The organism is Flavobacterium ponti, assembly GCF_042652765.1.
In the GTDB taxonomy this organism is placed as follows: Bacteria; Bacteroidota; Bacteroidia; order Flavobacteriales; family Flavobacteriaceae; genus Flavobacterium; species Flavobacterium ponti.
The window spans coordinates 315,395-340,726 of sequence record NZ_JBHSGW010000002.1 but is presented as its reverse complement, the minus strand read 5'-3'; the positions used below and the strand labels follow the sequence as shown (position 1 = coordinate 340,726).

The following is a 25,332-nucleotide window of genomic DNA, read 5'->3' as shown; positions in this document are numbered from 1 at the left end:
TTTTATGAACGTTTTAGAAACTATTACAAAGCTTCGTGCCGAATTAAATCAGCATAACTTCAATTATTATGTGTTAGATAATCCAATGATTTCTGACTATGAATTTGATATAAAACTTAAAGAACTTCAAGATTTAGAAAACAAACATCCTGAATTTTTTGATGAAAACTCTCCAACAGTCAGAGTTGGTGGAGCTATAACCAAAAATTTTGAAACGGTTCCGCACGAAAATAGAATGTATTCGTTAGATAATTCCTATTCAAAAGAAGATTTACTAGATTGGGAAACTCGTTGTAAAAAAATAGTCGGTGAAGTTGCTATAGAATACACTTGTGAATTAAAATATGATGGAGCATCAATTAGCATCACTTATGAAAATGGTTTGCTTAAAAGAGCTGTAACTCGTGGAGATGGTTTTCAAGGAGATGATGTGACCAACAATGTAAAAACCATAAAAGCTGTTCCCATAAAATTAAAAGGAGATTTTCCGGATAAATTTGATATTCGTGGTGAAATTATTTTACCATTTGCTGGATTTGAAAAAATGAATCAAGATTTAATTGAAATTGGTGAAACTCCTTATTCAAACCCAAGAAACACAGCTTCTGGAAGTTTAAAATTACAGAATAGTGCTGAGGTTGCTAAAAGACCTTTAGATTGTTTATTATATTCTATTGTAGGTAATAATTTAGATTTAACTACACAAAATGAAGCTCTACAAAAAGCAAGAGATTGGGGTTTTAAAGTACCAAATCAATCCAAACTAGCTAAAAATTTGGATGAAGTTTTTCAATTTATAGATTATTGGGATGTGCATCGTCATGAATTGCCTTATGAAACAGATGGAGTAGTGGTTAAAGTAAACTTAATTCAATACCAAGAAGAATTAGGCTACACAGCAAAATCTCCTCGCTGGGCAATGGCTTATAAATTCAAATCAGAGCAAGTTAGTACAGTTTTAAATTCTATATCTTACCAAGTTGGTCGAACAGGAGCAATTACACCAGTTGCCAATTTAGAACCTGTTCAGTTGGCAGGAACCATTGTAAAAAGAGCTTCTTTGCACAATGCAGACCAAATAGAAAAGTTAGACATTAGAATTGGAGATACTGTTTTTGTAGAAAAAGGAGGTGAAATTATTCCAAAAATTATAGCGGTTGATTTAGCTGCAAGAAATCCAAACGCAGAACCTACAAAATACATAACTAATTGTCCAGAATGTAACACAGAATTGGTCAGAATTGAAGGTGAAGCCAATCATTATTGTCCAAATTTTTATGGTTGTCCACCACAAATAATAGGTAGAATTCAGCATTTCATTTCGCGAAAAGCTATGGATATTGAAGGTCTTGGTGGAGAAACAGTTGCTTTGTTATTCAATGCAGGTTTGGTTTCAAATTATGCTGATTTATATGAATTGCAAAAAGAACAAATCATTCCGTTAGAGCGAATGGCTGAAAAATCAGCTGAAAACTTGGTAAAAGGAGTTGAAGATTCTAAAAATGTGCCTTTTGAACGAGTTTTGTATGCTTTAGGAATTCGATATGTAGGAGAAACAGTGGCTAAAAAGTTGGCCAAACATTACAAAAATATTGATGCTCTTGCTAATGCAAATATTTTGGAATTAGTTTTAGTAGATGAAATTGGAGAAAAAATTGCACAAAGTGTTGTTCAATTCTTTGATAACCAAGAAAATATCACTATTATTGAAAGATTGAAGCAGTATGGAGTGCAATTAGAAATAAATGCTTCAAATGACACAACTGTTTCAGATAAGCTAAAAGGTAAAATATTCGTCGTTTCTGGAGTTTTTGAAATTTACTCAAGAGATGATTTGAAAAAAGCCATTGAAAATAATGGTGGAAAAGTGGGAAGTTCTATATCTTCAAAAACGGATTACGTGATTGCTGGAGACAATATGGGACCATCAAAATTAGAAAAAGCCAATCAATTAAAAATTCCAATTATTACGGAAGTTGATTTTAACCAATTAATAAATGGATAACACAAGACTTTTGAATTTGTATTTCAGTCTGATAGCAATGGAGTTTATTTCTTTGCTTTTTGGATTGGAATTTTTACATATTCTTTCAAATGTTTTAACAGCTCCATTAATACTGTTTATTTATTTAAGAATCGCAAAACTTGATTATAAATGGTATTTCATTTTTCTGATAATAACTCTCTATTCAACAGATATTTATCATTTAATAGTAAAATTTGATCTTAATAATTTATTCTGCATTTATCTCAATTCAATTGCTTATTTTATTTTAACTGTATTCATTTTTAAGAATTTGGATTTCAAAAAACTCAAAGATCTAGACTTTATTTTCTATTTATCTTTTGTTATTGTTTTTAGCTTTTATTCTTATGTGCTTTATGTTGTTAATGAAATTTTATTAGACCAACAGCTCAATAACTATTTTGCTATTTTAATTTATGCTCTTTTCATGTTTGTAATGAGTATTCTTATAACAATCAAATACATACTTAAACCTAATATTAGTAACACAAGTTTGCAAATTGCAGTGGCTTGCTTCATTATTAGCGATGTGTTTTATTTAATTACTATAATTTATAATAACATAGATATTTTTAAATACTTATTTTTAATTCCACAATTAGCAGTTTATTATTTTCTTTTAAAATTTGAATTAAATAGAAATAAAATATTTGAAATTAAATAACAATGTTTTTAGATTGATTGATGTATTTTTTATCATCTGAGAAATAGAAATCTAAACGACCAAGATTAATACCATAACATCCCACTTGATTAATTAAAACTTCTTTTCCTTCTGTGTTTTTTTCAACAACTGGTTTGTCTAAAAAAGTGTGTGTGTGACCACCAATTATCAAATCAATGTCTTTGGTTTTTTGTGCTAAAAGAACATCGCAAATTTTTTCAGGCTCATTAGTATATTTAAATCCAAGATGAGAAAGACAAATAATTAAATCACATTTTTCAATTTCTTTTAATTGACGTACAACATCTTTTGTTATATCAATAGGATTGTTATAAACCGTTTCTTTATAAAGTTTTTTGTCAACCAAACCTTCTAATTCGACACCTAAACCAAAAACTCCAATTTTTAAACCCGCTTTTTTAAAGATTTTATAAGGTTTAACTATACCATCTAAAATTGTGTTTTTGAAATCATAATTAGCTGAAACAAAGTCAAATTTTGCATGAGGTAATTGTGCATAAAAACCATCAATTCCATTATCAAAATCATGATTTCCTAAAGTAGCCAAGTCATATTGCATCATGGACATTATTTTAAATTCCAGTTCACCACCATAATAGTTAAAATAAGGTGTTCCTTGAAAAATATCACCAGCATCTAATAACAATACATTTTCTTCTTCAGCTCTGATTTTTTCAATAATTGAAGCTCTTCTTGCAGCACCAGCTTGGTTAGGATTTTTAGGGTCATCTGCAGGAAATGGATCAATGTGACTATGTGTGTCATTTGTGTGAAGAATAGTCAGTTTTTTTATTTTTTCTACAGCATCAAAGCTAGTTAGAGACAACCCTCCAAAAGTCAATAAACTTGAAGTTGCAGCTGTGTTTTTTATAAAATCTCTTCTTTTCATCTTATTCTTCAATTACAATTTTTTCAGAAAACAACTCAATTGTGTCAACTTTTTTGAAATAATCAATTAGTAAATTTCTCAACTTATAATCTAAATCATATTTTTCCTGACTTTCCTTAAAAAAACTCATATTGTCACCACCATTAGCTAAATAATCAGATGTCGCAACATAATAAATTTTAGTATCATCAATAGGATTGTTATTGATTTCAAGCTTAGTGATTTCAAGTTTATTATTTACATATATTTTTAAACCATGTAAAGGATGTGGCTTTTTTTCAGAAATAACATAACTAGCTAATTCTCTTATTTTTAAACCAGATAAACCAATTACAATAACGCTATTTTCAAAAGGCATAACATTATAAGCTGTTCTAGAAGTTACATTTCCTTTCGGAATTATAGAACGAATTCCACCATGATTTAAAAGACAAACATCAATGGATTTATGTTCTCTTTTTTCAAAAATTGGATTGGCTAAAGCATAAGTAACGTTTGCCATAAATAAGCCAATATTCGTTTCCCACTTTCCTTTACTTTTATCTAAAGTTTCAGGACAATAAGCTAAAACGCTATCTAAATCTTTATTAATATAAGCTCTATAAGGAGCCACAAATTGCTCTATAGAACTGTCAGAATTATAATTTTCATTCACATTTATTCGAGAGCCTTTGACTTCGTAATTAGAGTAGCTTTTTGATTTACAGGAGACTAAACCGATAAATGTTAATAATATAACAAAATAGCACGAAAATGCGTTTATCTTTTTTACTTTTACCATCATAATATAAGATGAATAATTTAATTTTGTATTTGGTAAAAATACTATGTTTTATAGAACTATTAAAGATTTTCTGGTAAAAAAGCACATTAAGAAATCATTGGCTAAAGGTTTATCAGCAGTTAACAGCGAACCCATAAAAACTATTGGTGTCCTTATTGACGGAATTCACTTTTCTGATAAAGATAAATTGATTAATGAATTTAAAAAACATTCAAATGGTCAATTTAAAGTTAATTTATTGATTTTTAGAAAGAAAGTTAATAAGAAAGAAAGTATAGAATATCCCTATTTTACAAAAAAAGATATTGGTTTTTCTGGAAATTATTCAAAAGGAGAAATTGAGAATTTTGTGAATTTTCCATTTGATTTGTTAATCAATTTTTATGATGAAAGTAATGCTAACTTAGAATTGATAACAGCACAATCAAAAGCAAAATTTAAAGTGGGTTTTGCTTCAGTAAACAAAGATTTAAATCATTTTTTTGTAAATACTTTTGTAGAAAAATATGTTGATTTTACCCAAGTTTTGTTTGATTATTTAAGAATTTTAAAAAAAGTTTAATATGCAAATGTTTGTAGGAACCGGTGTTGCATTAGTCACACCATTCAAAAAAGATTTTTCAGTGGATACTGAAGCTTTAAAGCGAATTGTAAACTTCACAATTGAAGGTGGTGTTGAATATTTGGTTGTTTTAGGAACAACTGCAGAATCAGCAACTTTGACTAAAGAAGAAAAAGAAGTAGTTATTGAGACGATTAAAACGGCAAATGCAGGAAGATTACCTTTGGTTTTAGGAGTTGGTGGAAATAATACAATGGATGTTGTTGACGAGCTTCAAACTAGAGATTTTACAGGGTTTTCTGCAATTTTATCAGTTTCACCATATTATAATAAACCTACTCAAGAAGGAATTTACCAGCATTTCAAAAAAATTGCTGAGGCTTCACCACTTCCTATAATTCTTTATAATGTTCCAGGAAGAACAGCAAGTAATATGTTACCAGCAACAGTTGTTAGACTAGCAAAAGATTTTAAAAATGTAATTGCTATCAAAGAAGCAGCTGGTGATATTGTTCAGGCTATGAAATTAATTCAACACGCTCCAAAAGATTTCTTAGTGATTTCTGGAGATGACATGATAACTTTACCAATGGTTTTAGCTGGTGGAGCAGGAGTCATTTCAGTAATTGGTGAAGGTTTTCCAAAAGAATTTTCAGAAATGGTTCGCTTAGGATTGCAAAGAAAAGTAAATGAAGCTTATGAGTTGCATTACAAATTAGCCGATTCAATTGATATGATTTTTGAGCAAGGGAATCCAGCTGGAATTAAGGAAGTCTTCAAATCGAGAGGTTTGTCAGAAAACACAGTTAGATTACCCTTAGTAAATGTTGATGAAAATTTAGCCAAAAGGTTAGATGATTTCACAAAAAACATAAGCTAAAAAAGATTTTTATACTCCATAAATATTCCCTAAATTTGCCGACTGCTTTTTATGGTCTATCAATTTAGAACTTAATAAGTTAAAAAAACATTGATGAATAAAATAATTTACATAATACTTATCGCATTAGCTTTTGGCTCATGTAGTGAATATCAAAAGGCTTTAAAATCAGATGATTTAGCTGTTAAGACTAAATTAGCAGTGGATTATTATGAAAAAGGAAAGTATAAAAAAACGATTGGTTTGTTAGAGCAAGCAAGTCCAGCACTTAGAGGAAAACCTAGTGCTGAAAAGATTTTCTACATTCTTTCAAAATCATATTATGAAACTCAACAATATTATTTAGCAGGTTATGCTTTTGAAAGTTTTGCTTCAAATTATCCAAAAAGTGAAAAAAGAGAAGAAGCGACATTCTTAGGAGCTAAATGTTTTTACACCATGTCTCCAAGATATAGTCTTGATCAATCTGATACATACAAAGCACTAGAAAAATTACAAAGTTTTATTGATACATATCCTCAATCAGATTATTTACCAATGGCAAATGTTTTGGTTAAGGAACTAACAGATAAACTAGAGAAAAAAGCTTTTGAAAATGCGAAGCAATACAATACTATTGCTGAATACTATAGAGATTTTGTGGCTCCAATAAAAGTTTTAGATAATTTTTTAGCTGATTATCCAGGTACAAAATATAAAGAAGATGCTTTGTATTATAAATTTGACACTTTGTATCAATATGCACTAAACAGTGTAGAATCAAAGAAAGAAGAACGTTTAAACAATGCTAAAATGGCATACGAAACGTTAATCAAGTTTAAAACAGATACCAAATATAAAGAAACTGCTGATAAGCAATTAGCAGAAATTGAAAGAGAATTAACGCAATATTCAAATAATTAAGATGGATTTAAAGAAAACAACTGCTCCAATAAACACTATCACTTATAACAAAAGTGAAATTGAAGCTCCAACAGGAAATGTGTACGAAGCAATTACAATTATCTCAAAAAGAGCTAATCAAATCAATGCTGATATTAAAAAGGAGTTAATTGAAAAGTTAGAAGAATTTGCAACTTACAATGACAGTTTAGAAGAAATCTTCGAAAACAAAGAACAAATTGAAGTTTCTAAATTTTACGAAAAATTACCAAAAGCACATGCTTTAGCCGTTCAAGAATGGTTAGAAAATAAAATCTATTACAGAGATTCAAAAAATCAATAAAAATATGTCTGTTTTAAGCGGTAAAAAAATCTTACTAGGAGTTTCTGGTGGAATTGCTGCCTATAAAACAACGTTTTTAGTTAGACTTCTTATAAAAGCAGGTGCTCAAGTACAAGTTGTAATGACACCTGCTTCTAAAGATTTTGTTACTCCTTTAACATTATCTACTTTATCCAAAAATCCAGTTTACTCTAGCTTTTATAATGAAGAAGATGAAAATGCAATGTGGAACAACCATGTTGATTTAGGTCTTTGGGCAGATTATATGATTATTGCACCAGCTACTGCTAATACTTTATCAAAAATGGCAAATGGAACATGTGATAATTTATTATTAGCAACATATCTATCAGCAAAATGTCCCGTTTATTTTGCTCCAGCAATGGATTTAGATATGTACAAACATCCTTCTACATTAGCAAGTTTTGAAAAATTAGCTAGTTTTAACAACACTATAATTCCTGCTGAAAGTGGAGAATTAGCTAGTGGTTTGTCTGGAGAAGGACGAATGGCAGAACCTGAAAATATCATTTCATTTTTAGAAAAAGATATAGAAAGTAAATTACCTTTAAAAGGGAAAAAAATTCTGATTACAGCTGGTCCAACTTACGAAGCTATTGATCCTGTTCGTTTCATTGGAAATCATTCTACAGGTAAAATGGGATATGATATTGCTTATGAAGCTGCACAATTAGGAGCAAAAGTAATTCTAGTTTCTGGACCTTCTAATCAAAAAATGAATCATCATTTGGTAGAATTGGTAAAAATAACTTCTGCTCAAGAGATGTATGAAGCTTGTCAGCAAAATTTTTCAACTGTTGATGTAGCTATTGCTGCTGCTGCTGTTGCGGATTATCGTCCAAAAAATGTAGCTACTCAAAAAATAAAAAAGAACGATTCTACGTTAACTATAGAGTTAGAGAAGACAAAAGATGTTTTAGCTTCTTTAGGTGAAATAAAAACAAATCAATTTTTAATAGGTTTTGCTTTAGAAACTGAAAACGAAATTGAAAATGCAAAGTTGAAAATTCAGAAAAAAAACTTAGATTTGATTGTTCTAAATTCGTTAAATGATGAAGGAGCTGGTTTTGGAAAACCAACTAATAAAGTTACTTTTATCGATAAAAATTTTTCAATTGAACCAGCATCTTTAAAATCAAAAGAAGATGTAGCTAAAGATATCATTGAAAAGGTAGTAAAGCATTTTCAAAAATAAATATATAAAATGAAGAAATTAACATTCCTAGTTGCCTTTTTAGTAGTAATAAGTATTGGTAATGCTCAAGAATTAAAAGCAACCGTAACCATCAATTACGATAGAGTAACGAATGTTAATACACAAATATTTAAAACACTTCAAACTCAAATGACAGAGTTTTTAAATAATACAAAATTTACAAGTCAAGTTTATGAACAAAATGAAAAAATTGAATGTTCATTTTTTTTAAATATATCTTCATTTGATTCTAATAATTTTGGAGCAACACTACAACTTCAATCTTCTCGTCCAATTTATAATTCTAGTTACACTTCACCAATGGTTAACTTCAATGACAATGATGTAAACTTTAGGTATATTGAATATGAGAATTTTATTTATGACCCAAATAGTTATACTTCTAACTTGATTTCAATTTTAGCTTATTATGCAAATATTGTTATCGGGTTAGACAAAGATTCATTTGAAGAAATGGGTGGCACAAAACAGCTTGAAATAGCTTCAAACATTATGAACTTAGCACAATCTAGTGGTTATGGTGGTTGGAGCCAAACTGACGCAAAATACAACAACAGATACTATATTATTTCAGATATATTGTCTAATACTTATTCTCCTTACAGAAAATCACTTTACGAATATCATTTAAAAGGGTTAGATTTAATGGCTGATGACCAAAAAACAGCCAAACTAAATGTATTTGAAGCAATTAAAACCATTTCTCAAATTAATAAAGTTAGGCCAAATGCTTTATTAACAAGAACTTTTTTTGATGCCAAATCCGATGAAATTGTAAGTATATTTTCAGGAGGTCCAAGTATGCCAAATAATGAATTATTAGAAATACTAAACAAAATTTCACCACTTAATTCAAGTAAATGGAATAAAATTAGATAAGCGTTTTTAAGTCTTATCTTTTTGCTTAAATTTGAAGCTTATTTATAAACTACATGCTTCAATCATTATACATTAAAAACTACGCACTTATAGAATCACTAGAGATTAATTTCTCTACAAATTTCTCTATTATCACAGGTGAAACTGGTGCTGGAAAATCTATTCTTTTAGGTGCTTTAGGATTAGTATTAGGAAATAGAGCAGATTTATCTACATTGAAAGATAAAGAGCAAAAATGTATTATTGAAGCTCATTTTGCTATTGCAAATTACAATCTAAAGCAACTTTTTGAATCGTTAGATTTAGATTATGACGATAACACTATAATCAGAAGAGAAATTTTACCTTCAGGAAAATCTAGAGCTTTTGTAAATGATAGCCCAGTTAATTTGCAAGAATTACAAGAGTTAGGAAATTATTTGATTGATATTCATTCGCAATTTCAAACCAGAAATATTATTAATGAAGAATATCAAATTGACTTATTAGATAAAGTAGCAAACAATGAATCTACTATTCAAAAATTTCAATCTGAATTAAAGAATTATAAAGCTTTTCAATCTGAATTAAAGAAAATTGTTTCCGAAAAAGAAACTTTAGGAAAAGAGCAAGAATACAATTTGTTTTTGTATGAAGAATTAGAAAAAGCAAAATTAAAAGTTGGGGAACAAGAAGAACTTGAAACAGAATCTGAAAAGCTAAATAATGTTGAGTTTTTAAAAGAAAATATCAGCAAAGTTATTGCTATTTCAAACCAAGAAGAAATCGGACTTTTAGCTAATTTAAAAGAAGTAAAATCAAGTTTACAAAAGATTGCTTCCATTTCTCCAGAGTTTAATGAATTAAACGAGAGAATTACGGTTTCTTTAATAGAAATTGAAGATATTATTGCAGAAAACGAATCGTTGGCAGAAAAGTTAATTGATGATCCAAGCAGAACTGAATTGGTAAATAGTAAACTGCAAGTTATTTATGATTTACAGAAAAAACATCAAGTAAGTTCGATAGAAGAATTGCTTCAAATTCAAGAAAATTTAGAGCAAAAAGTCGTTAAATTTGATGATATTGATTCTTTAATTAAAAGGTTAGAAAATCAAATTTTATCTTCAAAAGAAATTTTGGATAAACAGGCTTTAATAATTACTGAAGCTAGACAAAAAGCAGCTAAGATATTTATTGTTCAAATTACTGAAATTATTACACAATTAGGAATGCCTGATGCACAATTTGAGTTTGAAATTACACCAACAGAAATCTATAATAAATTTGGAAAAGACCAAATAAACCTACTGTTTTCAGCCAATAAAGGGTCAAAATTAGAGCCAATAAAAAAAGTAGCTTCTGGTGGAGAAATGTCGAGAATAATGTTGTCAATCAAAGCTGTTTTAACCGATTATTCAAAATTACCAACTATAATTTTTGATGAAATTGACACTGGAGTTTCTGGTGAAATTGCTCTAAAAATGGCAGAAATAATGAAGAAAATGAGTGACAAAATGCAAGTATTTGCAATAACACATCTACCTCAAATTGCTTCAAAAGGAAACCAACATTATAAGGTGTTCAAAATCACACAAAACAATGATACAATTTCAGAAATAAAACTACTTACAGAACAAGAAAGAGTAGTGGAGATTGCTGAAATGCTTTCGGGTAAAAATATCTCTGAATCAGCCATCATTCATGCAAAAGCATTGTTGAATTAAAATATTCAAGTTATATTTGTCTAAACTAATTAAACTTTACAACAAACAAACTAATAAATAAAACATACAAGATGGTAATAGAACCAAGAATGAGAGGATTCATTTGTTTAACAGCACATCCAAAAGGCTGTGAACAAAATGTAAAAAATCAAATTGAATATGTAAAATCAAAAGGAAAAATTGATGGAGCAAAAAAAGTATTGGTAATTGGAGCTTCAACAGGTTTTGGATTAGCTTCTAGAATTGCAAGTGCTTTTGGTTCAGATGCTGCAACTATCGGAGTTTTCTTTGAAAAACCACCTCAAGAAGGAAAAACAGCTTCTCCAGGTTGGTATAATTCAGCTGCTTTTGAACAAGAAGCAACTAAAGCTGGTTTATATGCAAAAAGTATCAACGGTGATGCCTTTTCTGATGAAGTAAAAAGACAAACTTTAGATATGATTAAAGCTGATTTAGGTCAAGTTGATTTAGTCATTTATAGTTTAGCTTCACCAGTAAGATTACATCCAAAAACTGGAGTTTTACACCGCTCTACTTTAAAGCCAATTGGACAAACTTTTACAAACAAAACAGTTGATTTTCATACTGGAAATGTAACCAATGTTTCAATTGAACCAGCTAATCAAGAAGATATTGATAATACAGTAACCGTAATGGGTGGAGAAGATTGGGCAATGTGGATGGAAGCTTTAAAAAGCGAAAATTTATTAGCAGATGGAGCAACAACAATTGCTTATTCTTACATAGGTCCATCATTGACTGAACCAGTTTATAGAAAAGGAACAATTGGTCGTGCAAAAGATCATTTAGAAGCAACGGCTTTTGAAATAACTGATACTTTAAAAGACATTAATGGAAAAGCGTATGTTTCTGTTAATAAAGCATTAGTTACACAAGCAAGTTCGGCTATTCCAGTAATTCCTTTATACATTTCTTTATTATACAAATTAATGAAAGAAGAAGGGATTCATGAAGGTTGTATTGAACAAATTCAACGTTTGTATGCTGATAGAGTTTTCACTGGAAAAGATATCCCTTTAGATGAAAATGGAAGAATACGAATTGACGATTGGGAAATGCGTGATGATATTCAAGATAAAATTGCAGTTCTTTGGGAAAAAGCCACAACAGAAAACTTATCTGAAATAGGTGACTTAGCAGGCTACAAACAAGACTTCTTAAATCTATTTGGTTTTGGATTTGATGGAGTTGATTATTTAGCTGATGCTAATGAAATGGTACAAGTTCCAAGTATTTAAAAAAGATCTTAGAAATTTCTGAAAAAAAGCTCGTAGATATCCTTACGAGCTTTTTTTATAACTTTTTTAAAGTATTTTGTGATTATGTTAAAGTAGTTTTAGATGGTTATTTTTATATAAATTTCCAAAACACCATTAAATACTGTGTTTATTGATATGATTGAACTAAAAGGATATATTTTTGTTAATTGTCATTAACCCTTCATTAACTTAGATTTGTTATAAAACAACTTATTTTGTGCAAAATAAAATATTATCTAAGTTATGAAAAAAATTATCTTATGGATTTTTGCATTGTTTGCTTTTAGTCAAATGCATGCACAATTATGGACAATAAACTCCTGTTATAATGGAGGAAGTAACCTTTATGGTCCAATGTATAGTACTACTACTGCTAATGCAAACAGTAGATTTGCAGCAATTTATCCAGCAGCAGATTTGACAACCATAATAGGTCAAAATTTGAATGCTATGTATTTTGAAAGATTTACTGCTTCTGGAACAATGGCTGGAACTCCAAATTTTAAAATTTATTTAAAAGAGGTGTCAGCAACGGATTGGGGAAGTGGAGCTATAGATTGGTCTACAGAGATAACTGGAGCAACACTTGTGTATGATTCTAATCCTGCAACAATTGTAGGTAATAATGCAGGTTGGAAATTGTTTCCATTTTCAACTAATTTTGTTTATTCTGGAACACAAAATTTAGCAGTTTTTACAGAGTATTATAATTCTACAGCTAGTGCATCTATTTCATGGAAATATGAGTCTTTATCTCCATGTATAGATACAGGAAATAGTAATACTTCAAAATACAATAATAATACTACAGGAACTTTAGCTAGTTCTTTAACAACAAGCAATTATAGAAGACCATTAATTGGTTTTGATTTTGCTGTGACTTGTAATGCTCCAAGCGCATTAATGTCTTCTAACATTACAACATCTTCTGCTGATATTACTTGGACAGAAAATGCTACTCAACCTCAAAACGGTTATGAATATTATTATTCAACATCAAGTACAACACCAACACCATCACAAACACCAAGTGGATCAACAGCAACTGGGGTTGCATCAGTATCACTTTCTACGTTATCTACAGCTACAGTATACTACGTGTGGGTTAGAGGTAATTGTGGAACATCTGATAAAAGTGTTTGGTCAGGGCCAATTAGTTTTACTACATTATGTGTTGAAGTTGCAGAGTTTACTGAAGACTTTGAAACATCAGCTACAGGTTCAGGGAATTTAGCTGTATGTTGGAATAAATTTGGAACTTCTAATAATGTTTATACAAATACTGGTTCTACAGCACCTATGTCACCTACTAATAGATTGTACATGAATATTAGTACAACAACAACAGCATTTGCAATGATGCCTCCTGTTTCAAACTTACAAGCTAATACACATAGGTTAAAATTTAAGTCTTATGCAACTACAACTGGTAAAGAATTACGTTTGGGGTATTTTGCTATTCAAAATGATCCTACATCTTTTGTGTTATTAAATCAATTTCAAATTCCTGGAACCACAGTTGCAGAAACAGAAGAATTCACTTATTTACCAACAGGAGTTCCAACAGGTATAAGTCAGTTAGTTTTTAATTTAGTTGAGGGATTAACAACAACACTATACATCGATGATGTTATTTGGGAAGCAATACCTTCTTGTCCTGAGCCAAATTTATTAACTGCTAATGATTTAATGAGTACAAGTGCTCTTTTAGGATGGACTAATAATGGAACAGAAACTGCTTGGGAAATAGAGTATGGTTTAAGTGGTTTTGTTCAAGGAAGTGGTACGTTGATTTCTGCAAATACAAATCCATTCACAGTAAATAGTTTATTGTCTAATACAGATTATGATTTTTATGTACGAGCAGTATGTAGTTCATCTGAATCAAGTATATGGACAGGTCCATTTACATTTAAAACAAAATGTGCCGAAGTTACTGAATTTGTTGAAAATTTTGATACTACTCCAACCGGTAGTGGTAATTTACCTGATTGCTGGAGTAAACTAGGAACTACTACAACTGTTTACAATACTACAGGTTCGGTTGCACCTATGTCTCCTGCTAATAAACTTTACATGACAATAAATGCAACTAATACTGCTTTTGCTGTAATGCCTCCAGTTTCAAATTTACAAGCTAATTCACATAGATTGAAATTTAAAGCATATTGTACAACTCCAGATAAATATATTAATGTAGGATATTTGTCAACTCCTGGAGACGAGAGCAGTTTTATTTCAATTCAATCTTTTCAAATGCCAGGAACAACAGTTTCTTCAACACAAGAATATACGGTGATACCTACTAATATTCCAGTTGGAGTAAGTCAATTAGTATTTGGTTTAGAGCAGGGAGTAGCTGCAACAGTTTATATTGATGACGTAAAATGGGAAGTAAATTCATCTTGTACGGAGCCTTCTGCATTAACCGCTTCAGCTTTGACTAATAATAGTGCAACTTTAGGTTGGACTTTAGGAGGTTTAGAAACTCAATGGGATATAGAATATGGTCCTATAGGTTTCTCTTTAGGAAGTGGAGTTTTAGTTTCATCAATAACGTCTAACCCTTATGTTCTTGGAAGTTTAACAAGTAGTACAACTTATGATTATTATGTAAGAGCAGTTTGTACAGGTTCAGTTGTAAGTGCATGGGTAGGACCATTTTCTTTTACAACTCAATGTGATGATGCTACAGAGTTTACTGAAACTTTTGAGGGCTATCCAACAGGGACAACAAGTCTTTTACCAGACTGTTGGGGAGAATTAAACATTGGAACGGGTAATTCATATATTACAACAGGAGCAAATGCACCAATGTCTCCAGCAAATAGATTGTATATGACTGCAAGTGGAACAACACCAACAGAAACGTGTGCAATTTTACCATCTGTTTCAAATTTACAAGCCAACACACATAGATTAAGATTTAAAGCTTATTCATCATCAGGAACTGATAGATTTATAGCAGTAGGATATTTAACTGATCCCTCTGACACAAATAGTTTTATTCAAATACAAGAAGTGAATTTACCAGGAACTACTTTAGCATTAACTCAAGAGTTTACAATTGTTCCAGGATCTTTGCCAGCAGGTGTTAAATATTTAGCATTTAAAAACGCAGGTCATCCTTCAGGAACTACAGTTGCTTATATTGATGATGTTATTTGGGAAGCTATTCCTTCATGTGTTAATCCTGATATTAATTCAATAGCAGTAAATTCTGTAACAAATAATACAGCAACAATTCAATGGGTAGAATCAGGTACAGCTACACAATGGGAAATAGAATATGGTGTAACTGGATTTACTCCAGGAACAGGAACAATCATTTCAGTTGCAACAAATCCATTTACATTGAATAGTTTAACACAAGGTACAAATTATGAATTTTATATAAGATCTGTTTGTGGAGCTGCAGAGTTTAGTCCTTGGACTGGTCCTTCTGCATTTCTAACACAATGTGATGATGTAACTGAGTTTTCTGAAAACTTTGACACTTATGCAACTGGAACAGCAAATCCACTGCCAGATTGTTGGTCTAAATTGGGTAATGGTCTTACTTATTTAACAACTGGAGCAAACTCTCCAATGTCACCAGCAAATAGATTATACATGAGTGCTAGTGGAACAACACCAACTGTATCAATTGCAGTGATGCCATCAGTTTCAAATTTACAAGCCAATACACACAGATTAAGGTTTAGATCTCATGCTTCAACATTAAATAAAACAGTAGAAGTAGGATATTTGACAAATTCATTAGATCTTACTTCATTTGTGCAAATTCAGGAAGTTTCATTACCAGGAACAGCAGTGACCACTTCACAAGAGTTTACAATTGTTCCAGGAGCATTACCAGCGGGTGTTAAAAATTTATGTTTTAGAAATATAGGAACTTCAGCTGGTACAACTACTCTTTATATTGATGATGTTATTTGGGAAGCTATTCCTTCATGTGTTAATCCTGATATTAATTCAATAGCAGTAAATTCTATAACAAATAATACAGCAACAATTGAATGGGTAGAATCAGGTACAGCAACACAATGGGAAATAGAATATGGAGTAACAGGATTTACTCCGGGAACAGGAACAATTATTTCAGTTGCAACAAATCCATTTACATTAAACAGTTTAACTTCAGGTACAAATTATGAGTTTTATATAAGATCTGTTTGTGGAGCTGCAGAGTTTAGTCCTTGGACTGGTCCTTCTGCATTTCAAACAGAATGTGATGATGTAACAGAGTTTTCTGAAAATTTTGAGGGTTATTCAACAGGGTCAACTAACCCATTGCCAAATTGTTGGTCTAAGTTAGGTAATGGATTTACTTATATAACTACTGGGGCAAACTCTCCTATGTCACCAGCAAATAGATTATATATGAGTGCTAATGGAACAACACCAACTGTATCAATTGCAGTGATGCCATCAGTTTCAAATTTACAAGCCAATACACACAGATTAAGGTTTAAATCACATGCTTCAACATTAAATAAAACAGTAGAAGTAGGATATTTGACAAATTCATTAGATCTTACTTCATTTGTGCAAATTCAGGAAGTTTCATTACCAGGAACTGGAGTAGCAACTTCGCTAGAATTCACAATAGTTCCAGGAGCATTACCAGCAGGTGTTAAAAATTTATGTTTTAGAAATATAGGAACTTCAGCTGGTACGACTTCTCTCTATATTGATGATGTTATATGGGAGGCTATAAATGTATGCCCTCAACCTACAGCATTAACAGCTACTAATATTACCGCAAATTCTGCTGATTTAGGTTGGACAGAAAATGGTTCTGCAACTACATGGAATATTGAATATGGACCTGTAGGATTTACTCAAGGTACAGGTGGGACATTAGTTTCAAATGTTACTACAAATCCATATACATTGTCATCATTAAATTCAGCTTCCACTTACGATTATTATGTACAGTCTAGTTGTGGATCAGATGTTAGTTTATGGTCTGGACCATATACTTTTACTCCATTGTTAGCAAATGATAGTTTTGATATTAAAAACTTTATAGCTTATCCAAACCCTGTGAATGAAGTATTAAATTTATCATATTCATCAGAAATAACTTCTGTTAAAGTGATTAATTTATTAGGACAAGAATTAATTTCTAAAAAAGTATTTAATAATTCTGTGCAAATTGACATGAGTGATTTGTCTGCAGGAACTTATATTGTAAATGTTATGATTGATAACATTGTTAAATCAATAAAAATAAGTAAAAAATAAATTTTATAACTTTTTTAAATTATTATGTGAAAAACCGCTTTTGAGCGGTTTTTTTTTGTTTTTTACCTCAAAATTTATTAAATTGGCATATTATTAAGAATTTATTAACAAACACTAACAAACACAAAAAAATGAAAAAAATTACCATTTGGCTCTTTGCCTTATTTGCGTTCACTCAGGTGAACGCCCAATTATTCACAATTGATGAATGTTTAGCCACAGTTAGTTCAAGTACATACGGACCAATGTACAGTATAGCAACTGCTGGAGCTAATAACAGGTCAGCTGCTTTATATCCTTCTTCGCAGCTAACAGGGATAGCAGGACAAACATTAAATACACTTTATTATAAGAGATTGTCGGCCACAGGAACTATGTCAGGAACTCCTAATTTTAAAGTTTACATGAAAGAAGTTTCTGTTTCAGATTTTGGTTCTGGAGCTTTAGACTGGGCAACAGAAATTACAACTGCTACTTTAGTCTATGATTCAGATCCTTCCGCATCTGTTGGTTCAAATGATGGATGGAAAAACTTTCCAATGTCTACAAATTTTGTATATTCTGGGACGCAAAATTTAGCTGTTTTTACAGAATATATTAATACTACTGCTTCTTCAAGTATAGGTTGGGCATATGAATATCAAGCTCCCTGTATAACTACTTCAAATAATGATACAGGTAAATATTCAAATAATACTTCAGGAACATTTAGTGCAACACTTGGTTCATCTAATTACAGACGACCTTTAATTGGTTTTGATTTTGTAGTTTCTTGTAATGCTCCAAATAGTTTAGTTAATACTAATGTAGGGTCAACTACAGCTGACTTTTCTTGGGTTGAAAATGCTATTCAACCTCAAAATGGTTATGAATATTATAATACAACTTCAGCAACACCACCATCACCAACTGAAACACCTACTGGAACTACTGCAAATGGAGTTACAACCTTATCTTTATCATCATTAACTTCTGCAACTACTTATTATTTTTGGGTAAGAGGTAATTGTGGAGCTTCAGATAAAAGTATTTGGGTTGGGCCACTAATTTACACTACTACATGTGTTCCTTACTTAGCACCTTTTAATGAAAATTTTGACGGCCTTGCATTAGTTACCCCATATACAGATTTACCAAATTGTTGGGAACCCCAAACAGGTCCAGATTATTGGGATGTTACAAATGACATTTTAAATGCGGGCAATACTTATTCACCAGATGTAGGTGATCATACAACTGGATCTTCAAATTATATGTGGATTGATTCGTCTTCAGATATAACAGCCAATGAAATGGTTTCTCCATTGATTGATTTGAGTAATTTAACAGCACCTTATGTTGGATTTTGGTATTTATCACAAAATACAGATAATTCAATTCTTCATTCAATTGCTTTAGACGTTTGGGATGGAACTTCATGGTTAAATATTGTAACACAGTCAAGCAACTTTCCTACATGGGTTCAAGTGGCAGGAGCAGTACCTTCTACAGTTCCTACAATAACAAAATTTAGAATACATGCTATTGCAAATCCATCTGGAACTACTTCAGATTATTTTTACAATGATTTAGGTGTTGATGATTTCTTTGTAATTGAAACTCCTCCTTGTCCATTGCCTAATAATCAAACTGTTTCAAATGTAACAGCTACAGAAGCTGTTTTAGGGTGGACAGAAAATGGTAGTGCAACAACTTGGAATATTGAATATGGTCTACAAGGTTTTACACAAGGAACTGGTTCAACTATAGTTACTGGTGTAACTTCAAATCCTTACACTTTAACTTCATTAATGCCAGCTACTGCATATGAGTATTATGTTCAGTCAGATTGTGGTGCAACAAACGGAGTAAGTACATGGACTGGACCATTTGCTTTTATTACTGAATGTGTAGAAGTTGATAATTTTGTAGAAAACTTTGACACTACACCAACTGGTTCTGGTAACTTACCTATTTGTTGGAGTAAGGTTGGGACATCAAATAATGTTTATGTAAATACAGGATCAAATGCACCTATGTCTCCTGCAAATAGGTTGTATATGAATATTTCTACAACAACAACTGCTTTTGCAGTGATGCCACCAGTTTCTAATTTACAAGCAAATACACATAGATTGAGATTTAAAACTTATTGTACCTCAGCAAACAAAGTATTAAGTGTTGGTTATTTTACTACACCTGGAGATGAAACAACTTATGTAGAAATAGAACCGTTTCAACTACCTAGCACTGCTTTGTCATCAACTCAAGAGTTTACTGTAGTTCCTATGAATATTCCAGTAGGTGTTAATCAATTAGTATTTAATTTAGTTGCTGGTGCTACTACAACGGCTTATATTGATGATGTTAAATGGGAAGTAAATTCTTCATGTGTAGAACCTTCAGATTTAACAGCGTCTGCTATTACAAATAATGGAGCAACATTAGGTTGGACAAATGGTGGGCCTGAAACTATGTGGGATATTGAATATGGCTTAAGTGGTTTTGCATTAGGATCAGGAACAATGGTAAACGGTATCACTACAAATCCTCATATTTTATCAGGTTTAACATCTAATACTGAATATGAATTTTATGTAAGAGGAATTTGTACAGGTCCAGAAAACAGTTCTTGGTCAGGTCCTTTTCTTTTCAAAACACAATGTGATGAAGTAACAGAGTTTACAGAAGACTTTGAGGGTTATGCAACAGGAACTGCAAATCCACTTCCTGATTGTTGGGGAGAAGTAAATATAGGAACAGGTAATTCGTATATTACAACAGGTGCTAATGCACCAATGTCACCATCTAATAGGTTATATATGACTGCTAATGGAGCAACACCAACAGAAACTTGTGCAGTTTTACCTCCAGTTTCTAATTTACAAGCAAATACGCATAGATTAAAATTTAAAGCTTATTCTTCATCTGGAACTGATAGGTTCTTATCAGTTGGATATATGACCGACCCTTCAGATATAAATAGTTTTATACAAATTCAAGAAGTAAATATTCCAGGGACAACACTTGCAACCACTCTAGAATTTATAATTGTTCCAGGAATATTACCTGCAGGAGTAAAACATTTAGCTATAAAAAATCCTGGACATCCTTCAGGAACTACAATTGCTTATGTTGATGATGTAATTTGGGAAGCTATTCCTGCTTGTCCTGGACCAACATTTCTTTCAGCAACAAACGTTTTATCTACATCTGCTGAATTAAGTTGGACTGAAATGGGTTCTGCAACATTGTGGAATGTAGAGTATGGTCCAGTTGGGTATACACAAGGTACTGGTGGAACTTTGGTTTCTGGAGTAAATACTAATCCATATTCTTTAACAGGTTTAACACCTTCAACTAGTTATGATTATTATGTTCAAGCTGATTGTGGAGGTACTTCTGGATCAAGTATTTGGATAGGTCCTTTTACATTTACTACAGCTTGTACAGCATTTACTGCTCCTTACATCGAAAATTTTGATGGTTTGCCTTTGACATCTCCTTACACGGATTTACCAAATTGTTGGGAAACTCAAATAGGTCCTGATTATTGGGATGTTACAAATGATGTAACAAATACAGGTCATACATATTTGCCAAACATCGGAGATCATACAACTGGTACTTCAAATTATATGTGGATTGATTCGTCAACTGATATTACAGCAAATGAAATGGTTTCACCTTTAATTGATATGAGTACTTTAACTAATCCATCTGCAGGTTTTTGGTTTGCATCTAATAACGTAGATAATACAATTAATCATACTATTGCATTGGATGTTTGGGATGGTTCTGCATGGTTAAATATTGCAACAGGAACAGGAAACTTTACAGGTTGGGTAAAAGTTGTAGCAGTTGTTCCTTCAACAGTTCCAACTACAACTAAGTTTAGAATATATGCAATTGCTAATCCAAATGGAACAAGTTCAGATTATTATTTTAATGATTTAGGTGTTGATGACTTCTTTGTAGAAGAGACTCCAACTGCTGCACCATCATGTGCAACTAATATTGTGGCAACTCCAGATACTGCTTGTGGAAATGAGCCTACATTAATAACTTGGGACGCAACACCATTATCAGACGGTTATTATATTACGATTGGAACTACTGCTGGAGGTAATGATGTATTGGATAATGTTGATATAGGAAGTGCTGTGTCATATTCATTTAGTGGATCATTTAATACTACTTATTATTACACAATTACACCATATAATGCTTTAGGTTCTGCAACTGGATGTGTTGAGCAAAGTTTTGTAACTTTTGTAACAAGTTGTTATTGCTTCCCTTCAGGAACAAGTACTGCTAGTTATATTGATGATTTTTCTACAACTTCGGCATCAACAAATATTACAAATAGTAGTTCTGGATTATCTACAGATAACTATGGAGATTTCACTACTTTAAGTACAACTTTAGGTTCAACTCAAAGTTTTGATTTTAGTGTTAGTATTGTAGGTGGAACAGTAGGTTGTGCTGTCTGGGTTGATTGGGATAATGATTATAGCTTTGATCCATCAGATATGTTATATTCTACAACTAGTTATGGTAACGGACCTTTTACAGGAACTATTACTGTACCAGCAGCTACACCTGCAGGAAATTATAGAATGAGAGTTATGATAGATTGGAATGATTCTAATCCAGGAGATGATGATGCTTGTTCTTTTGGTTCAGGTAGAGGTGAAGTTGAAGATTATACAATAACTGTTGATAATACTTTATCTTCTCAAGAATTTGACAGCAACAGTTTTGTAGCTTATCCAAATCCAGTTAATGATGTTTTAAATTTATCTTACTCAACAGAAATTTCTTCTGTTAAAGTAATTAATTTATTAGGTCAAGAAGTAATATCTAAAATTGTTGGAAATTCTTCAACACAAATTGATATGTCAAACTTATCTGCTGGAGCCTATATTGTTAATATCTCTATGGGTGACATTATAAAAACTATAAAAGTTATTAAAAAATAACTTTCTTTAGTTAGTATTTTAAATAAATAAACTGCTTCTTTTAGGAGCAGTTTTTTTTTTGTTTTCTCTTTTTTTTGTTTAAAAGTTATGTATTTAAAAAAAAAATGTTAAATTGTCGCTCACTATTCACACATATTAACTTTAATAGCCAAATTTTATGAAAAAAATTACGATCAAAAATTTGAAGTTTTTACTTATCCTCTTAGGATATTTTTCAACTTCATTATTAACAATTAATGCTCAATGTATTAGACCAGATGCTTTCGGTACAGTAACCTCAAACAATTCTGGAACACAGCAAGGTATTACAACTTGTGCTTACAGTACTGCTGAATACTCAACAGTTAATGGGTTAATTGTTGGAGAAGATTATATGTTTTCTGCTCAAGTAGGAAGTACATATTTCGCAGGAAATCATATTTATGTAACATTAACAGATGCTTCAAATAATGTGATTCAACATGGTTTTTCTCCTCAAACTATAACAAATGTAACTGTTACTTCAGTAAGAATACACCTTTCTGATGACTCTACTTGTGCAGGAACAGCTAATTGTCACAATACTTCTGTTCAGTTTTTGCCAAGTTGTCCAATACCTTCTAGTTTAAGCGCTAGTAATTTAACCTTAAATTCTGCAGATATTTCTTGGACAGTTTTAACAAGTCCTTCAGGTGGTTACGAATATTATTATTCAACTACAAATACTGCACCAGATGGAACTACAACACCTAGTGGAACATCAACAACAACAACAGCAAACTTAACAGGGCTAACAGCTGGTACAACTTATTACTTCTGGGTAAGATCGAATTGTACTTCTGAATTTTCTATTTGGTCTGCAGCTGGAAGTTTTGATACAGTCTGCAATGATGTTACTGACTTTGTACAAAACTTTGATGCTTCTGCTACAGGTTCAACAAGTCCAATGCCTGTTTGTTGGAGTAGAGCTGGTACAGGAAGTACTTATGTAACCACAGGATCTACTTCTCCAATGTCTCCATCAAATAGACTTTATATGTTCGCAAGTGGTACTACACCTACTGAAGCATATGCTATTTTACCTTCAGTTTCAAATTTACAAGCAAATACACATAGATTAAAATTTAAAAGTTTTGCAACATTAGCTGGTAGGGTTGTTGAAATTGGTTATCTGACAGACTTGTCTGATGTAACAACATTTGTACAATTACAAGAAATTAATTTACCATCGACGAACGTAGCATCTACACAAGAATTTATTATTGCACCTACAGGAATTCCAGCAGGAATTAAAAATCTAGTAATTAAAAATCCTGGTTATCCTGGTTCTACAACTACAGCTTATTTTGATGATGTAATTTGGGAAGCAATACCAGCTTGTCCAGAACCACTTTATTTGACAGCTACAAATATTATTGCAACTTCTGCTGATTTAAGTTGGACAGAATTAGGTTCTGCTACTTTATATAATATAGAATATGGACCTGCAGGATTTACTCAGGGAACTGGTGGAATAGTTGTTTCAGGTGTTACAAATCCATATACTTTGTCAGGATTAGCTCCTCAAACAACTTATGATTATTATGTACAAGCAGATTGTGGAACAACAAATGGAACTAGTATTTGGGTTGGACCTTTTACTTTTACAACAGCTTGTGTTTCTTATACTGCTCCTTATACAGAGAATTTTGATTCATTACCATTAGTTTCACCTTATAGAGATTTACCAACATGTTGGGATACACAAGTTGGACCTGATTATTGGACTTTAACGAATGATGTAACAAATACAGGTCATACATATTTACCCAATATTGGAGATCATACAACGGGAACTTCTAATTATTTATGGATTGATGCATCATCTAATATAACTGCAAACGAAATGGTTTCTCCGCTTGTTGATATGAGTGCGTTAACTACTCCTTTAGCAGGTTTTTGGTTTGCATCAAACAATACAAATAATACTATTAACCATACAATTGCTTTGGATGTTTGGGATGGTGCTGCATGGTTAAACATTGCAACAGAAACAGGTAATTTTACTGGTTGGGTTAAAGTAGAAGCTACTGTGCCTTCTACAGTTCCAACAACTACTAAATTTAGAATTTATGCTATAGCTAATCCAGCTGGAACAACTGCAGATTACTTTTATAATGATTTAGGAGTAGATGATTTCTATGTAATAGAGACTCCGTTATCACCTCCTAGTTGCGTAACTAATCCTGTGAGTACTCCAAATGCTTCATGTGGAAACTTTCCAAATACTTTAAGTTGGGACGCTGATCCTATTGCAACAGGTTATTATATTACAGTAGGAACAACTTCAGGTGGTAATGATATTGCAGATAATGTCAATCTTACATCAAGTTCTTACACTTTTACTGGAGATATTAATGCTATGTATTATTGGACAGTTGTTCCTTATAATGCTAATGGTTCTGCTACAGGATGTGCTGAGCAAAGCTTCACTACAGCTGCTACAGGATGTTATTGTCCTTCTTTACCAACAAGTGTAGATGGATCTGGAATAACTAATGTTCAGTTAGGTTCAACAAATTACCCTATATCTGTTACGACAGCACCATTTTATTCTGATCAAAGTGTAGCTATTAACGATATGAGTCAAGGAATTTCTAATAATGTTCAAATTTCTTTTAATACTCTTACATATGATTATGATACTTATATTTATGTGGATTTAAATGATGATTTTATTTTAGATGCTAGTGAGTTACTTTTCAATGGAGTTTCATCATCTACAAGCCCTAATGTATTTAACGCTTCATTTGTTATGCCTTTAACAGCTCCATTAGGAAATCATAGAATGAGAATTGTAACTGCTGACTTTATGCCATTAGGAAATGAAGATCCTTGTTATAGTGGAACTTATGGTTTTGTTGTAGATTTTACAATAAATGTGATTCCTGCACCTTCATGTTTACCACCAACTGCTCTAACAGCAACAAACATTACAAATGCATCAGCT

The 25,332-nt window shown here is 31.5% G+C and carries 14 protein-coding genes; 12 read left to right on the top strand and 2 right to left on the bottom strand.

Translation table 11 applies throughout. The annotated features are described in order from the left end of the window. Window positions 1-4: 4 nt before the first annotated feature. Complete coding sequence (ligA, locus tag ACFO3U_RS04110) at window positions 5-2,005, top strand: NAD-dependent DNA ligase LigA (protein WP_379738461.1); 2,001 nt, start codon at window positions 5-7, stop codon at window positions 2,003-2,005. A gap of 677 nt (window positions 2,006-2,682) precedes the next feature. Here ligA and ACFO3U_RS04105 read toward each other — a convergent pair. Continuing rightward, window positions 2,683-3,600 carry a bifunctional metallophosphatase/5'-nucleotidase gene (locus ACFO3U_RS04105; protein ID WP_379738460.1) on the bottom strand — a complete coding sequence of 306 codons (918 nt, stop codon included), beginning with the start codon at window positions 3,598-3,600 and terminating at the stop codon, window positions 2,683-2,685. Window position 3,601: 1 nt separating this feature from the next. Then, the gene (locus ACFO3U_RS04100) at window positions 3,602-4,384 is read right to left on the bottom strand and encodes a 5'-nucleotidase C-terminal domain-containing protein (protein ID WP_379738459.1); all 783 of its coding nucleotides are present in this window, start codon (window positions 4,382-4,384) and stop codon (window positions 3,602-3,604) included. A gap of 43 nt (window positions 4,385-4,427) precedes the next feature. Here ACFO3U_RS04100 and ACFO3U_RS04095 point away from each other — a divergent pair, with 43 nt between their 5' ends. The 11 genes from ACFO3U_RS04095 to ACFO3U_RS04045 all read left to right on the top strand — a co-directional run. Then, window positions 4,428-4,946 (top strand): DUF6913 domain-containing protein, encoded by a 519-nt coding sequence (locus ACFO3U_RS04095; protein ID WP_379738458.1) that lies wholly within the window; start codon window positions 4,428-4,430, stop codon window positions 4,944-4,946. Window position 4,947: 1 nt separating this feature from the next. Continuing rightward, complete coding sequence (gene dapA, locus ACFO3U_RS04090) at window positions 4,948-5,826, top strand: 4-hydroxy-tetrahydrodipicolinate synthase (RefSeq protein ID WP_379738457.1); 879 nt, start codon at window positions 4,948-4,950, stop codon at window positions 5,824-5,826. A 93-nt stretch (window positions 5,827-5,919) separates the two neighbouring features. Next, a complete protein-coding gene (locus tag ACFO3U_RS04085; protein ID WP_379738456.1) occupies window positions 5,920-6,729 on the top strand; it encodes an outer membrane protein assembly factor BamD in 810 nt (269 codons plus the stop codon). 1 nt (window position 6,730) lies between these two features. Continuing rightward, on the top strand, window positions 6,731-7,051 hold the full coding sequence (locus ACFO3U_RS04080; protein WP_338378471.1) for a DNA-directed RNA polymerase subunit omega: 321 nt from the start codon (window positions 6,731-6,733) through the stop codon (window positions 7,049-7,051). Between the two features lie 4 nt (window positions 7,052-7,055). Then, window positions 7,056-8,267, top strand: coding sequence for a bifunctional phosphopantothenoylcysteine decarboxylase/phosphopantothenate--cysteine ligase CoaBC (coaBC, locus tag ACFO3U_RS04075; RefSeq protein WP_379738455.1), 1,212 nt, complete (start codon window positions 7,056-7,058; stop codon window positions 8,265-8,267). 9 nt (window positions 8,268-8,276) lie between these two features. Continuing rightward, window positions 8,277-9,167, top strand: coding sequence for a type IX secretion system protein PorD (gene porD / locus ACFO3U_RS04070; protein WP_379738454.1), 891 nt, complete (start codon window positions 8,277-8,279; stop codon window positions 9,165-9,167). 53 nt (window positions 9,168-9,220) lie between these two features. Next, complete coding sequence (gene recN, locus ACFO3U_RS04065) at window positions 9,221-10,873, top strand: DNA repair protein RecN (protein ID WP_379738453.1); 1,653 nt, start codon at window positions 9,221-9,223, stop codon at window positions 10,871-10,873. A gap of 71 nt (window positions 10,874-10,944) precedes the next feature. Continuing rightward, window positions 10,945-12,132 (top strand): enoyl-ACP reductase FabV, encoded by a 1,188-nt coding sequence (gene fabV, locus ACFO3U_RS04060; protein WP_379738452.1) that lies wholly within the window; start codon window positions 10,945-10,947, stop codon window positions 12,130-12,132. A 264-nt stretch (window positions 12,133-12,396) separates the two neighbouring features. After that, entirely contained in the window at window positions 12,397-17,403 is a 5,007-nt protein-coding gene (locus ACFO3U_RS04055) for a fibronectin type III domain-containing protein (RefSeq protein ID WP_379738451.1), read from the top strand. 131 nt (window positions 17,404-17,534) lie between these two features. After that, window positions 17,535-22,364, top strand: a complete 4,830-nt coding sequence (locus tag ACFO3U_RS04050) for a fibronectin type III domain-containing protein (protein ID WP_379738450.1) — start codon at window positions 17,535-17,537, stop codon at window positions 22,362-22,364. A 157-nt stretch (window positions 22,365-22,521) separates the two neighbouring features. Next, on the top strand, window positions 22,522-25,332 hold a 2,811-nt coding region (locus ACFO3U_RS04045), incomplete at its 3' end, for a fibronectin type III domain-containing protein (protein WP_379738449.1).